Origin of the sequence: Tardiphaga sp. (assembly GCF_044336785.1) — a bacterium.
Taxonomy (GTDB): Bacteria; Pseudomonadota; Alphaproteobacteria; order Rhizobiales; family Xanthobacteraceae; genus Tardiphaga.
On sequence record NZ_JBIIOT010000011.1, the window covers coordinates 73,157 to 85,648 of the forward strand.

A 12,492-nucleotide genomic window follows, 5' to 3' on the forward strand; every position below is an offset into this window, starting at 1 on the left:
TCCGCGCATCACGCGCCGTGAGGGATCGATCAGTCCCTGCCCGGCGCCGTCGCTCTCGCAAGCCACGGCGCGATGATCGCCAGCAGTTCGTCCGGCGTCTCCATCGGAATCATGTGGCCGGCACACTGCACAATCACCATCTCCGATCCCGCGATGCCCGCATGCAACTCTTCCGACTCCGCGACCGAGCGCAAGCGGTCGGCGCGCGCAGCGATGATCAGCGTCGGACAGGCGATCTCGCCAAGCCGTTCCTCGCTTTGCCGGTCCAGCATAGACTGCCGACGAAACACATCGCCGCCGAGGCGTGCGCTCATAGCCTGAATGCGGCCGATCAGGACGTCATCGTCGCTGCGGTCGGGATGCAGCGACGGGGTAACCCCGGCCCGGCTAAGGCCGCGGAAACCTGCGTCGGCGATCTGTGCCACCGCCATGGCCTTGCGGCGCGTCTGCGCATGGGTATCGGCGCGCGCGGAGGTGGCGATCAGGATCAAGGCGGACACGCGCTCGGGCGCCATGCGCACAATCTCGCGCGCCACATAGCCGCCCATGGAAAAGCCGATCACCGCGAAACGACCGGGCATCGCGGCCAGTGCCCGCGCCGCCATCTCGGCCATGGACGTGTCGCGGCTGGTATCTGCATGGACAATCGGCGCAAAGGGCTGCAGCCCAGGCACCACATCGCGCCAGAGATCCTCGTCGAGCATGAAACCGGGAATGAGGAGAAGAGCCATCAGGGCACTTACGCCCGAGATGTGCCGAACTTCAAGCTGCGCTACCCTGCCGTGACCTGATGGCTGCGCGGCGTGACAAAGGCGATCACGGCGTCAGTCGCGTCCACAACGAAATCAGCATTATCGCGCAAGGCTTCGATTGTTTGCGGCTGCGGGATGGCGTCGCCATCGGCGCGCATCATGGCAAGATGACCAGCGAGCGCCTCGCCGGCATTGGCGATGGCCTCCTCGAACGTATCGCCGGCCGATATGCAGCCCGGCACGTCGGGGAAGCTGACGCCATAACTCGTATCCTTGTCCTTGTGGACGAGTGCGATGTAACCCCTGATATTATCCTTGGTCATCAGCGTGGCTCCTTCAGACCGGCCTGCCGGTAGATAGAGCGAACCGTTTTCGGATGCAGGTCGCGCTTCGGATGCGGCACCGTCACTTTACCCGATTTGATCGCATGCTTGAAGTGGTGGTGGCTGCCGATCGCGCCGATGAAGCGCCAGCCATCGGCTTCCAACTCCCTTATCAAATCGCGCGAGTTAACCGGCATCGGCCATGGGCATCAGGTTCCCGTGCGGGGTGCCGCAACCGGCGGCGGCACTGGGCGCGGGCGCGGCGGCACGCGACGAACAGGCGGTGGCGCAACTGGAATGGGCTGCAACGTCACGATCACCGGGTTAGGCTTGTGATCCATCGCTGCGCCCGTAGCGGCGTCTACGCCCATGCCGACGATGCCACCCAACAGAAGGTTTCCGGCAAAGCCAGCGCCGCCGCTGCCCGAGATATCCTTGGTCAACGGAATGACCTGCGGCTCGAAGCCCTCCTTGCTCACCGTCACGACGATATCGGCGTTACGTTTCGCTTGGACGACGCAAGGCGTGACGCAGGTTGTCGGCACTTCCAGGCCGGCAACATCGGCCACCGCACCGGATGGCGTTGAAGCAATCGAAATGCTCTCCGTGGTGCCTCTGGTCACCGAGGCGCAACCGCCCAATGCGATGCAAAGCATCGCGCTAAAAAACAAACGCATGAAAAAATCCCCCGTAATGCGAGCATCAAAGCGCAACTATAGGATGATGACAAGCAGCATTGCTCCGACTTTAGTCGCGCCGGCAGGATGACCACGGAGGCCATTTCTTCATCCCGCAGCGCAGCTTTACACCCCGCCAAACACCCCCGAAGATCGGCGCACGAACAACAATAACGGGCGAACTGCCCGGTCAGGGGAAACATCCATGAAACGTCGTGACTTTCTGAAAATGTCGGCTGTCGGCGCGGTCACCGCAGGTACCGTCGCCTCGCCCGCCATCGCGCAGTCCTCGCCCGAAGTGAAATGGCGGCTCACGTCCAGCTTTCCGAAATCGCTGGATACGCTCTATGGCGGCGCCGAGCTGTTCGTGAAGCAGGTCGCGGAGATGACCGACAACAAATTCCAGATCCAGCCTTTTGCCGCCGGCGAAATCGTGCCGGGCCTGCAGGCGCTGGATGCCGCGTCGAACGGCACGGTCGAGATGGCGCACACCTCCGCTTACTACTATGTGGGCAAGGATCCGACCTTCGCGATCTATACGGCGGCGCCGTTCGGGCTGAACACGCGGATGCAGAATTCCTGGTGGTATCAGGGCGGCGGCGATGCGCTCGGCAATGCGTTCTTCGCCAAATACGGCGTGATCGGCATTCCCGCCGGCAATACCGGCACGCAGATGGGCGGCTGGTTTCGCAAGGAGATCAAATCCGTCGACGACCTCAAGGGACTCAAGATGCGCATCGCCGGCATTGCCGGCCAGGTGTTGCAGAAGGTCGGCGTGGTGCCGCAGCAGCTCGCCGGCGGCGACGTCTATCCGGCCATCGAGAAAGGCACGATCGATGCGGCGGAATGGGTCGGCCCGTATGACGACGAGAAGCTCGGCCTGCAGAAGGTCGCGAAGTTCTACTACTATCCCGGTTTCTGGGAGGGCAGCGCCATGCTGCACAACATGGTCAATCTCGCCAAATGGAACGAGCTGCCGAAGCATTATCAGACGGTGATCGCGAATGCCTCGGCCAATGCCAATCTGTGGATGAGCGCGCGCTATGACATGCTGAACCCTGCGGCGCTGAAACGGCTGATCGCCAGCGGCACCCAGCTGAAGCCCTATCCCGTCGACATGATGGATGCCTGTCTCAAGGCGACCAACGAGCTGTGGAGCGAGATCTCGGCGAAGAATGCCGATTTCAAGAAGACCATCGAGGCGATGCAGGCCTATCGCAACGACCAGTATCTGTGGTGGCAGGTCGCCGAGCACACGTTTGACAGCTACATGATCCGCTCGCGCCCGCGCGGCTGAAGCATTTGCGAAATCCCGGACGACGCGTGACGTCCTCCGGGATTCCACCGCAGATAGCTTTCGCAACAAACTATTTGACACCGCAGGGTGTCCTCCGCCCTATGCGCAAAACATCAGGGAGAGGACACCGTCTTGCGGAATATTCTGATTGCAGCTTCCATGCTGCTGGGCATTACACCGGCACTTGCTGCGGACTACCCCACACGCCCGATCCGTCTCATCGTGCCGCTGCCAGCCGGCTCCTCCACCGATGCGATCGCGCGCGTCTTCGCCGACAGCGTCTCGGCAAAACTCGGCCAGCAGTTCATCATCGACAACAAGACCGGCGCCGACGGTGCCATCGCCGCCACCGAGGTCAAGCGCAGCGCGCCGGATGGCTACACGATCATGCTGGCGTCCAACAGCGCCATGTCCGGCGTGCCCGCCTTGCGCAAGGCCCCGCCCTATGACGTGACGGCCGACTTCAGCCCGATCGTCAATATCGGCCGCTACAACTTCTTCCTCTATGTGAACAGCGATGTCCCGGCCAAGACGCTCAGCGAATTCATCACCTATGCCAAAGCCAATCCCGGCAAGCTCGCTTATGGCGCCGGCAACACCACCGGCCGCCTGTCGGTGGCTTCGCTCGCGATGGCGAACGGACTCGACATGACCCATGTCCCCTATCGCGGCGAACCGCCGGCGATCACCGATCTCGTTACCGGCCGCATCCAGGTCATGCTGGCCACGTCAGGGATCGGGATGGGCCACGTGAAGGAAGGCAAGCTGCGCGCGCTCGCGACCATTCTCGAGCAGCGCAGCCCGTCTTACCCGGATATTCCGACCATGGCGGAGGCCGGCTTCCCCGACCTCAAGATAACCGCCTGGGCCGCCGTGTTCGGCCCGCGCGACATGCCCGCCGATGTAATCGCAACGCTCAACAAGGCGTTTCGCGAGGCCATGAACGATCCGGCGGTGAAACAGCGCATGCTGGAACAGGACATCACGCTGACGCCCTCGACGCCGGAAGAACTCGGCGACATGGTCAAGCGCCAGCTCGACATCCACCGCAAGATCGTGTCGTCCGCCGGCATCGAACTGATGCCGTGATGGGCATTGCGATGCGGCCGCGCAACTGGAGCATTTTCAGATTGAGATGACCACCAGCCTCATGGTGAGGAGGCGCGAAGCGTCGTCTCGAACCATGAGATGGCGGGGCTGAGTCTGCGGCCATCCTTCGAGACGCCGCTGCGCGGCTCCTCAGGATGAGGAGGAGTTCGTGGAGAGGCCCGCCATTTCAAAATGAAGGCGCTCTGGACCGCTCGCCAGACATGTCCCCCGGATGCCGCGTCCCGGCATCCGGAGAGGCACTTGCGCTGTCGTCGGTTGCCGCCGCAAACAACACGGTCTACCGTCGCGGATGCCTTCGTCGCGCGCCAGTTCTCCCATCCGCAAAGCGCGCAAGAAACCCAGTCGGATCAGATTTGCCGCGCGGTGGCTGCGACGGCGATGGGCGACGACATCCACCTGGGTTCGGGTCCTCGTGATCGCCACCGCGATCCTGATCAGTCTGCCACTCGTCAATCTCGTTGTTCAGGTCATCCGCAAGCCGACCGAGCTGTGGTTTGTTGCCGACGGAACGCTCGCCAAACAACCTGCCGAGACCTGGCGGCACTACGGTGCGTCGTTCCGCGAATTTTCCACGGACCGCATCAGCCCTGAATTGCTGGCGGCGCTGACGCAGACCGAGAGCACCGGCAATCCCGTCGTGCGCACCTATTGGCGCTGGCGGTGGAGCTGGAATCCGGCGGCATGGTACAAGCCTGCGTCCAGCGCCGTCGGCCTGTTGCAGATGACCGACCCGGCCTTTGCCGAGGCCTCGCGCTTCTGTATCCGCGACCATCGCGTGGTGTCCGATTGCTGGTTCACCAGCCTGTATTTTCGCACGCTGCCGAGCCACGCCATTGAGCTTGCTTCGATCTATCTCGATCGCCAGGTCGCCGGGGTGATGGCCACCGCGCCGGGCACCACGGCGAGCCCGCAGCAGCGACAGGATCTCGCCGCGCTGATCCATCTGTGCGGCGCCCGGCCCGCCCGCGCATTCGTGCGCCGCGGCTTCCGGCCGCTGCCGGGCGAGCGCTGCGGCGATCATCTGGTTGCCCTCTATCTCGGCAAGGTCAACGCCATGGCGCAGCAATTTGCACGGCTCGCCAAAGCCGGCGACTAGCGAGTGCCACGGCCACTGCGGAACCCGATGGCTGCGACATCATTGACATCGGCCGCAATAGGCAACGCGCGCGTCGCACGATAAGCATCCCTGCCGCCATCTGCCGCCCTGCGGCTACATCCCAGCCAGAGGCCGCCATGAGCGTTGGACTGATCGCACTGCTCGACGATATCGCAGGTCTCGCCAAGGTGGCAGCCGCCTCGGTCGACGACATTGCCGGACAGGCAGCGCGGGCCGGCGCCAAGGCGGCAGGCGTGGTCATCGACGATGCCGCGGTGACGCCGCGCTATGTGGTCGGCTTCGACGCCGCGCGCGAACTGCCGATCATCCGCAAGATTGCGATCGGCTCGCTGCGCAACAAGCTGCTGATCCTGTTGCCGGCGGCGCTTCTGCTCAGTCTGTTTGCGCCATGGGCGATCACGCCATTGCTGATGATCGGCGGCGCCTATCTGTGCTTCGAGGGCACCGAGAAAGTGGTCGAGGCGCTCATGCCGCATCACGCGTCGGAGGCCGCTGCGATCACGACGCAGGCTGTCGATCCGCAGACGCTGGAAAACGACAAGGTCGCCGGCGCGATCAAGACCGATTTCATCCTGTCGGCAGAGATCATGGCGATCACGCTGGCGGCGATCCCGCCTGGTCCCTTCGCGACCCGCGCCATGGTGCTGGCCGTGGTGGCGATCGGCATCACCGTCGTGGTCTATGGTGGCGTGGCACTGATCGTGAAGGCAGACGATGTCGGCCTGGCACTGGCCAAGAGCGATCCGGGCTCGGTGTGGGGCCGGTTCAAGGCCGGCACGGGTCGCGCATTGGTCAAGGGCATGCCGTATTTCCTGCGCGTGCTCGGCGTTGTCGGCACCGCCGCGATGATCTGGGTCGGCGGCGGCATCGTCGTCCATGGCCTCGCCGAATATGGCCTGACCGGCATCGAGCACGCCATTGCCGCTGCCGCCACATGGGCAGCGCAGGCGGTGCCGGCGATCGCGGGTGCGGTGACGTGGATTGTCACCGCCATCGGCTCCGGCATTGTCGGCCTGCTGCTTGGCGCGGCGCTGATTCCGGTGGCGACTGCCATCGTAGCTCCGCTGTGGGCACGGCTGCGGAGGCCGAACCGCGTAACGTCCGCGTCATGAGCTGATCGGCTCGCTTTGCTCCGGGTCCCCCCATCACCCATGAGGACAGATGCTGTCGCGCCTGCAACACGTGCTCCGCTCGGTCAGCGATGGCCTGAGCGCCTACAAGGACAATCCGGATCCGCTGGCGATGCTTTCCAATACGGTGGCGCTGGTGATTGCCGGCAACCAGCCGTTCTATCCGCTCTATCTGCATGCGATCGTCGGCTTCGCGGCATGGCCGGCCTGGCTGACGCTGCTGACGATGCCGCTATTCGCGGCGGTGCCAGCGGTGGCACGGCGGCATCCGCTGGCCGGGCGGATGATGCTGCCGGTGGTGGGCGTCGCCAATGGCGTGTTGGCGGTCAAACTGATCGGGGTCGATACGGCCGTCGAGCTATTCCTGCTGCCCTGCGTGTTGCTTGCGACGCTGCTGTTTCGTCCCACCGAAAAGCTTGCGATGGCGGTCGTGGTGGTGTGTCCGTTTGCTGCCTATCTAATGATCGATCCCTTGGTCGGCCGCCCGCTCGCCGTGTATAGCGCCGCGGAATATCGATCGATCATCGGCATGCACGCCTTCAGCGTCGCCTCGCTGTTCGCGCTGATCGGCTTTGTGTTTCCATCGCAGACGGCGGTCGACAACCGGCGCTGATCGCGCGCATGCATGAGGCGATTGCACTTGGCAGCGGAAAGCTGGATTATCCCGGCAAGACAAAAACGCCTCAGGGAGCTTTCACGCCTATGCAGTTCGATGACGTCATTCTCGGCCGCCGCAGCATCCGCGGCTACAAGCCTGATCCGGTGCCGCAAAAGCTGATCGAGGAAATCATCAATCTGGCGATGCGCGCCCCATCCTCGATGAATACCCAACCGTGGAATTTCTACGTCATCACCGGCGAGCCGCTGAACAGGATCCGCGCCGGCAATACCGAGCGGATGGTCGCTGGCGTTCCGCAATCGCGCGAATTCCGCACCGGTCAGCCTTTTGCGGGCCATCACCGCGACCGCCAGGTCGGCGTCGCCAAGCAGCTGTTCTCGGCGATGGGGATCGCGCGCGACGACAAGGAGATGCGGCAGGACTGGGTGCTGCGCGGCTTCCGCCAGTTCGACGCGCCGGTCTGCATCATCGTGACCTATGACCGCGTGCTGGATGGCAGCGATGACACGCCGTTCGATTGCGGCGCGGTGGCCACCGCCCTCGTCAATGCCGCCTGGTCGCGCGGGCTCGGTGCCGTCATCAACAGCCAGGGCATCATGCAGTCGCCGGTGGTGCGCGAACATGCGGGGATTGCCGACGACCAGATCATCATGAAGAGCATCGCGCTCGGCTGGCCCGATGACACGTTCCCGGCCAATGCCGTGGTGTCCGAGCGCAAGTCGGTGGCGGAAGCGACGCGTTTTGTCGGATTCGACTGAGCCTGTTTACATTCTCACCGCGCAGCTCGATGCTGAAAGCTTCGCATGGCTCGACACGCTGCGCCGAACGCATTTTCCGCCGGAGCGGAACGTGCTGTCGGCGCATCTGACGATGTTTCATCGACTGTCGCCATTGCAGGTCGCACGCCTGCAGGCGATGCCGCTGCCCAGCGAACCGATCCCGCTGCAATTCGACGGCGTGATGTTTCTCGGCTTCGGCAACGCGATCTGCGCGACGTCACCCAGGCTCGAACAATTGCGCGCAGATGTGAAAGCCGCCATCGGCGACGGGCTGTCGCGCCAGGACGGGCAGCGCTGGCGGCCGCATGTGACCATTCAGAACAAGGCCGCTGCGCAAGCGGCCCGTACGCTGCACGCAGCGCTGACGCAGGATTTCCAGATGCGGATGGGATCAGCGTGCGGATTACAGGTGTTTGAATATCTCGGCGGCCCGTGGCAACTGACACGATCGCTGCCATTCAAAGATGCGCCTGCAGATTAGTCCTGGCGATCTCGCCATCAAACTGGACTGCCAAAATCGAGTGTAACCGGATATTTCAATGGTCCGGCGATGTCTGTAAACCGCATCCGCAAGACCAGCGACCGCGCGTTCTGACCGCCACAGGTGACATGATGGACACGACCCTTGATTTCGGCACGGCGCTTTCGCCGGACGACATCGCCCGCTTCGGCCCCGATCCGCAATCGGTCTTCCGCAACAATCTCGCGGCCGTCGAAACCCGCATCGCGGACGCCTGTGCCCGCGCAGGACGCGAGCGGGAATCGGTGCGGCTGCTGCCGATTACGAAGACCGTCCCCGCCCATGTGCTCCGGCTGGCGTTCCAGGCGGGGATCCGCGACTTCGGCGAGAACAAGATTCAGGAGGCGACCAGCAAGCGCGATGTGTTGATCGATCTTCCCATCGCATGGAGCATCGTCGGCCACCTGCAGACCAACAAGGTGAAATATCTCACGCGCTTTGCACGCGAATTCCAAGCGCTCGACAGTATGCGGCTTGCCGAGCTGCTCAATACCCGGCTGGAGCGGGAGGATCGTTTTCTCGACGTCTATGTTCAGGTCAACACATCGGGCGAAGAGAGCAAATTCGGCCTGCATCCCGACGCGCTGCCGTCCTTCGTCGATGGCCTCGATCAATTCCCGCGCCTGCGGCCGCGCGGACTGATGACGCTGGCATTGTTCAGCGATGACATGGCACGCGTGCGTCCCTGCTTCGCATTGCTGCGACGGCTTCGCGATCAGGTGGTCAAACGCAATGCTGGGCTGGTCGAGCTGTCGATGGGCATGACCGGCGACTTCGAAGCCGCGATCGAGGAAGGCGCCGATGTCGTTCGCGTCGGACAGGCGATCTTCGGGAAGCGGCCGACGCCCGACGGCCACTACTGGCCCGACTTTCCCAAAGCGGGATAATGGCCGGCCCGGTGGCACTCGTTAACTTTTTCTTTGGCCGATCGGAACCAACGGACGCCAGCGCCATTGAGAGCCATCATAGGAGGCCCCGATGCAGCGCCCCGCGCCCTCGCCTGACCGTTCCAGCGCCATTGCCTTTGTTGCTTTTGCCGCCGCCGCCACGGTCTGGATCGGCATTATGGCGGTTCAACCGAAGCCAGAAGGCCTGCAAGCCTCCGTCGTGGTCATGTCCAAACAGATCGCCATGACGCTGCCGCGGCCGGCCTGGGTGGAGCTGGCCGACCTGTCGCGCTGAGCCAGCGTTACTTGACGGTGATCGTGCCCGTCATCCCCGCCTCGCGATGACCGGGGATCAGGCAGGCATATTCGAACTCACCGGCCTTGGTGAATTTCCAGACGATGTCGCTCGCCTTCTTCGGGTCGAGCAGTTTTGCATTCGGGTCGTCATGCTTCATGGCGCCGGCCTTCATGGCCTCGGCATGGGCGAGGTTTTCGTCCGTGGTCGCCAGCACGAATTCATGTTCGAGTTCGCCGGAATTGCGCAGCACGAATTTCACCTGCTCGCCCTTGCGCATGTCGAGCTTGCTCGGCACGAACAGCATCTTCCCATCGCTTTCGGTCATCGCGACATTGACGATCCGCGCCGGGCGCTTGGGATCACCGGGCTCGCCCGCAGCGAATTTGGCAGCGGCGCCGTGATGTCCGTGATGACCGGCATCCGCAAAGGCCGGCATGGTTGCCGACATCGCGAGAGTCGCGACAATCACGGTGCTGGAAAATATCTGCATGGTCCGTCGTGCTCCATCATGCGCCGCGCCGCAGCGTTCAATTTGGGTTAGCCGCAGTTCCAGATCGGCCCGATCGGAGTCCGCGTGTAGCAAGGCCCCATGCTGCCGCCATTGAACTGGCCGCGATAGAAACCGGGCTGGCCGGGATAGCGCCACTGGCCTTCCCACCAATTGTAATATTGCGGTGTCTTGTCGATGTACCAGTGGCGACGATCGCGCTTGGCCATTTTCAGGTCCGCCTGCTTCTGCATGAAAAGCGGCACACTGTTGTTGATGGGCTGACGATAGCCCGGCAGGAAGCCGTAGCCCTGCCATTTCTGGGGCTTTTTCTTGGGTGCCGCCGCCATCGCATCGGCTGCAAACAGCGACATAGCGGCAATCAGGCAAAGGCAAATCAGGCGTGACATGCGCAAATCATAGCCGCTGCATTGCACGAATGCCACTGACACCTCGCCGCGCCCCGCCCCATCCCTCAGCTCTCGACACGCCGCATTCTTGCGCACAACTCGGCCGTGTGATCCACCACCGGCACCAATGCCGGCGCGTCCGGAACAGTCTCGCGTGGCGTATTGCCGGTCCGGGTCAATGTGGCCAGTGACGCCATCACCGCGGGCGCTGCCACGCGCGCCACCTGCGCCACACCCGCCGCCATGTCGAACCGGGGATGGCTGACCACCATCTCCACCATCAATGCGAGACCGGCCAGACCCAAAGTGCGCTTGCGCGACTTGATGGATAGTTTGCGAAACTTCATCGCCATGACAGGCTCATTCGGGCTCGAGGGCTGCGCAGCCGTTCGGCGCGCATCGACGGATCGTCCTGCCTCAAGATACGCGCGACTGTGGCAATACGTTTCGCAGCCGCGAACAACACTGCTCGCAAGTGATCACGTTGCGCGGAGGCGCGCGTGAGTTTGGAAACGTGCAAAATTCCACGCGACGGTCGCGCCGTATCCCGCAGCCGCCATTCGTCTAGTTTCCCGCAAGGCAACACATGTATTAGCTTACCCTCAGGGAATCCGATGCGCTCGCGCGCGCCGGACGGGCCGACAACGACAAGAATATAACACGTTGCGATTTCGGGACCGGCGCTGCGGCGCTCCCCGCCGTCTCGGAGATCGCACCGGACATCGAGGAAATGCAATGACACGAGGTTTCGCCCGCGCCCTCGGCGCAGTCGCCATCCTGCTGGCCGGCGCCGGCAGCGCCCGTGCGCAGGCCTGGCCGAACAAGCCGATCCGCATGGTCGTGCCCTATACGCCCGGTGGCTATACCGACCTGATGGCGCGCCTGGTCTCAGAGAAAATGGCGACAGCGCTGGGCCAGACCATCGTGATCGAGAACAAGCCGGGCGCCAATGCCGTGATCGGCACCGACGCCGTCGCCAAGGCAGCGCCTGACGGCTACACTTTCGGCACCGTGATCGCGGCACATTCGGTGAACCCGACGCTCAATCCAAAACTGCCCTATGACACGATGAAGGATCTGACCTATGTGTCGCTGACCTCGGTGGCGCCGCTGATCCTGATCGCGACGCCGTCGCTGCCCGCCAAGGACATGAAGGAATTCATCGCGCTGGCGAAATCGAAGCCCGGTCAGCTGAATTTCGCGTCCAGCGGCATCGGCTCGGCCGCGCATCTCACCATGGAAATGTTCAAGGGCCGCGAAGGCGTGAACCTGCAGCACATTCCGTATAAAGGCACGGCCGGCGCATTGCAGGATACGGTCGGCGGCCAGATCAATGTGATGTTCGACGTGATCGGCCCGCTGATGTCGCAGGTGAAGTCCGGCAATGCCAAGGCGCTGGCCGTAGCCGCCAAGGAACGCGTGCCGGCAGCTGGCGATACTCCGACCATGGCGGAGGCCGGCGTACCGGATTTCGTCTCCGGGACCTGGTCCGGCATCATCGCGCCCGCGGGCACACCGCAGGAGATCGTCGATCGCGTCGCTGCTGAGGCCAAGAAGGCGCTCGCGGATCCGGAGTTGCGCAAGAAGCTCGACGATCAGGGCATCGTGCCACAGGGCTCGACGCCGGAGGAGTTCAAGACGTTCGTCACAAGCGAAATCGCGCGCTGGAAGAAGGTCATCACCGACGCCGACATCAAGCCGGCGCAGTAACTGCACATGTCATTCCGGGGCGCGTCAGATCGCGCCCCGGAATGACGATACCTCGCTATGGCGCGAGATCGTGGACGCGCTTCTGCGGTTCGGCCTCGGGCGCGGTGGACGCGGCGCTGGCGCGTGCGGCTTTCGACAACGCGGCCACATCGATCTGCGGCGGCGTCGGCAGCTGCAGCTGTTCGGCGGTGGATGCCCAGGTCATCTGCACGCGCTCCGGATCGCCGTTCAGTTCGGTGCCATAGCTCGGCACGATCTGGCGCAGCTTGTCCTGCCATGCGGGCGTCGCCACCTTGTCGGCGAACACCTTCTGCAACAGCGTCAGCATGATCGGCGCAGCGGTCGAAGCGCCCGGCGACGCGCCGAGCAGTGCTGC

The 12,492-nt window shown here is 63.5% G+C and carries 18 protein-coding genes; 10 read left to right on the forward strand and 8 right to left on the reverse strand.

The genetic code is table 11. From position 1 onward, the window contains the following. Positions 1–29: 29 nt before the first annotated feature. From ACIQ2A_RS05580 to ACIQ2A_RS05595, 4 genes are read right to left on the reverse strand one after another with little or no spacing between them, the layout of a single operon-like run. A complete protein-coding gene (locus tag ACIQ2A_RS05580; RefSeq protein ID WP_398476648.1) occupies positions 30–731 on the reverse strand; it encodes an alpha/beta fold hydrolase in 702 nt (233 codons plus the stop codon). A gap of 41 nt (positions 732–772) precedes the next feature. Next, entirely contained in the window at positions 773–1,075 is a 303-nt protein-coding gene (locus tag ACIQ2A_RS05585; protein ID WP_398476650.1) for a type II toxin-antitoxin system HicB family antitoxin, read from the reverse strand. Beyond that, a complete protein-coding gene (locus tag ACIQ2A_RS05590) occupies positions 1,075–1,272 on the reverse strand; it encodes a type II toxin-antitoxin system HicA family toxin (protein WP_398476652.1) in 198 nt (65 codons plus the stop codon). The genes ACIQ2A_RS05585 and ACIQ2A_RS05590 overlap by 1 nt, the downstream gene beginning before the upstream one ends. Positions 1,273–1,284: 12 nt before the next feature. Next, on the reverse strand, positions 1,285–1,752 hold the full coding sequence (locus ACIQ2A_RS05595) for a translation initiation factor 2 (protein WP_398476689.1): 468 nt from the start codon (positions 1,750–1,752) through the stop codon (positions 1,285–1,287). Between the two features lie 205 nt (positions 1,753–1,957). Between ACIQ2A_RS05595 and ACIQ2A_RS05600 the strand changes: the two genes are divergently transcribed. The 9 genes from ACIQ2A_RS05600 to ACIQ2A_RS05640 all read left to right on the forward strand — a co-directional run bounded on the left by ACIQ2A_RS05600 (position 1,958) and on the right by ACIQ2A_RS05640 (position 9,506). Next, complete coding sequence (locus ACIQ2A_RS05600) at positions 1,958–3,049, forward strand: TRAP transporter substrate-binding protein (protein WP_398476654.1); 1,092 nt, start codon at positions 1,958–1,960, stop codon at positions 3,047–3,049. Between the two features lie 132 nt (positions 3,050–3,181). Continuing rightward, on the forward strand, positions 3,182–4,138 hold the full coding sequence (locus ACIQ2A_RS05605; protein ID WP_398476656.1) for a Bug family tripartite tricarboxylate transporter substrate binding protein: 957 nt from the start codon (positions 3,182–3,184) through the stop codon (positions 4,136–4,138). A gap of 433 nt (positions 4,139–4,571) precedes the next feature. Next, a complete protein-coding gene (locus ACIQ2A_RS05610) occupies positions 4,572–5,255 on the forward strand; it encodes a lytic transglycosylase domain-containing protein (protein ID WP_398476658.1) in 684 nt (227 codons plus the stop codon). Positions 5,256–5,392: 137 nt separating this feature from the next. Continuing rightward, positions 5,393–6,388 (forward strand): DUF808 domain-containing protein, encoded by a 996-nt coding sequence (locus ACIQ2A_RS05615; RefSeq protein ID WP_398476660.1) that lies wholly within the window; start codon positions 5,393–5,395, stop codon positions 6,386–6,388. Positions 6,389–6,437: 49 nt separating this feature from the next. Next, entirely contained in the window at positions 6,438–7,019 is a 582-nt protein-coding gene (locus ACIQ2A_RS05620) for a hypothetical protein (RefSeq protein WP_398476662.1), read from the forward strand. 89 nt (positions 7,020–7,108) lie between these two features. Continuing rightward, positions 7,109–7,783 (forward strand): nitroreductase, encoded by a 675-nt coding sequence (locus ACIQ2A_RS05625; protein ID WP_398476664.1) that lies wholly within the window; start codon positions 7,109–7,111, stop codon positions 7,781–7,783. Continuing rightward, entirely contained in the window at positions 7,767–8,285 is a 519-nt protein-coding gene (locus ACIQ2A_RS05630) for a 2'-5' RNA ligase family protein (protein WP_398476666.1), read from the forward strand. The genes ACIQ2A_RS05625 and ACIQ2A_RS05630 overlap by 17 nt, the downstream gene beginning before the upstream one ends. A gap of 131 nt (positions 8,286–8,416) precedes the next feature. Continuing rightward, positions 8,417–9,211: a YggS family pyridoxal phosphate-dependent enzyme gene (locus ACIQ2A_RS05635; protein WP_398476668.1), complete on the forward strand. Its 795-nt coding sequence runs from the start codon at positions 8,417–8,419 to the stop codon at positions 9,209–9,211. Between the two features lie 91 nt (positions 9,212–9,302). After that, positions 9,303–9,506: a hypothetical protein gene (locus ACIQ2A_RS05640; RefSeq protein ID WP_398476670.1), complete on the forward strand. Its 204-nt coding sequence runs from the start codon at positions 9,303–9,305 to the stop codon at positions 9,504–9,506. 7 nt (positions 9,507–9,513) lie between these two features. Here the strand turns inward: ACIQ2A_RS05640 and ACIQ2A_RS05645 are convergent, their stop codons facing one another. The 3 genes from ACIQ2A_RS05645 to ACIQ2A_RS05655 all read right to left on the reverse strand — a co-directional run bounded on the left by ACIQ2A_RS05645 (position 9,514) and on the right by ACIQ2A_RS05655 (position 10,759). Beyond that, on the reverse strand, positions 9,514–9,999 hold the full coding sequence (locus ACIQ2A_RS05645) for a plastocyanin/azurin family copper-binding protein (RefSeq protein WP_398476672.1): 486 nt from the start codon (positions 9,997–9,999) through the stop codon (positions 9,514–9,516). Between the two features lie 47 nt (positions 10,000–10,046). Then, complete coding sequence (locus tag ACIQ2A_RS05650; protein WP_398476674.1) at positions 10,047–10,406, reverse strand: hypothetical protein; 360 nt, start codon at positions 10,404–10,406, stop codon at positions 10,047–10,049. A 65-nt stretch (positions 10,407–10,471) separates the two neighbouring features. Then, on the reverse strand, positions 10,472–10,759 hold the full coding sequence (locus ACIQ2A_RS05655) for a hypothetical protein (protein ID WP_398476676.1): 288 nt from the start codon (positions 10,757–10,759) through the stop codon (positions 10,472–10,474). Between the two features lie 382 nt (positions 10,760–11,141). On the opposite strand from ACIQ2A_RS05655, the gene ACIQ2A_RS05660 reads away from it, so the two are divergent. Next, on the forward strand, positions 11,142–12,116 hold the full coding sequence (locus ACIQ2A_RS05660; protein ID WP_398476678.1) for a Bug family tripartite tricarboxylate transporter substrate binding protein: 975 nt from the start codon (positions 11,142–11,144) through the stop codon (positions 12,114–12,116). Positions 12,117–12,171: 55 nt separating this feature from the next. Here ACIQ2A_RS05660 and ACIQ2A_RS05665 read toward each other — a convergent pair. Next, positions 12,172–12,492 (reverse strand): malate:quinone oxidoreductase (locus tag ACIQ2A_RS05665; RefSeq protein ID WP_398476680.1); only part of this gene is annotated, 321 nt, incomplete at its 5' end.

Bases quoted from the DNA above. Each gene is read 5' to 3' on its own strand.
- ACIQ2A_RS05580 (WP_398476648.1), bottom strand. From the start codon at position 731: ATGGCTCTTCTCCTCATTCCCGGTTTCATGCTCGACGAGGATCTCTGG.
- ACIQ2A_RS05585 (WP_398476650.1), bottom strand. From the start codon at position 1,075: ATGACCAAGGATAATATCAGGGGTTACATCGCACTCGTCCACAAGGAC.
- ACIQ2A_RS05590 (WP_398476652.1), bottom strand. From the start codon at position 1,272: ATGCCGGTTAACTCGCGCGATTTGATAAGGGAGTTGGAAGCCGATGGC.
- ACIQ2A_RS05595 (WP_398476689.1), bottom strand. From the start codon at position 1,752: ATGCGTTTGTTTTTTAGCGCGATGCTTTGCATCGCATTGGGCGGTTGC.
- ACIQ2A_RS05600 (WP_398476654.1), top strand. From the start codon at position 1,958: ATGAAACGTCGTGACTTTCTGAAAATGTCGGCTGTCGGCGCGGTCACC.
- ACIQ2A_RS05615 (WP_398476660.1), top strand. From the start codon at position 5,393: ATGAGCGTTGGACTGATCGCACTGCTCGACGATATCGCAGGTCTCGCC.
- ACIQ2A_RS05620 (WP_398476662.1), top strand. From the start codon at position 6,438: ATGCTGTCGCGCCTGCAACACGTGCTCCGCTCGGTCAGCGATGGCCTG.
- ACIQ2A_RS05625 (WP_398476664.1), top strand. From the start codon at position 7,109: ATGCAGTTCGATGACGTCATTCTCGGCCGCCGCAGCATCCGCGGCTAC.
- ACIQ2A_RS05635 (WP_398476668.1), top strand. From the start codon at position 8,417: ATGGACACGACCCTTGATTTCGGCACGGCGCTTTCGCCGGACGACATC.
- ACIQ2A_RS05640 (WP_398476670.1), top strand. From the start codon at position 9,303: ATGCAGCGCCCCGCGCCCTCGCCTGACCGTTCCAGCGCCATTGCCTTT.
- ACIQ2A_RS05645 (WP_398476672.1), bottom strand. From the start codon at position 9,999: ATGCAGATATTTTCCAGCACCGTGATTGTCGCGACTCTCGCGATGTCG.
- ACIQ2A_RS05650 (WP_398476674.1), bottom strand. From the start codon at position 10,406: ATGTCACGCCTGATTTGCCTTTGCCTGATTGCCGCTATGTCGCTGTTT.
- ACIQ2A_RS05655 (WP_398476676.1), bottom strand. From the start codon at position 10,759: ATGGCGATGAAGTTTCGCAAACTATCCATCAAGTCGCGCAAGCGCACT.
- ACIQ2A_RS05660 (WP_398476678.1), top strand. From the start codon at position 11,142: ATGACACGAGGTTTCGCCCGCGCCCTCGGCGCAGTCGCCATCCTGCTG.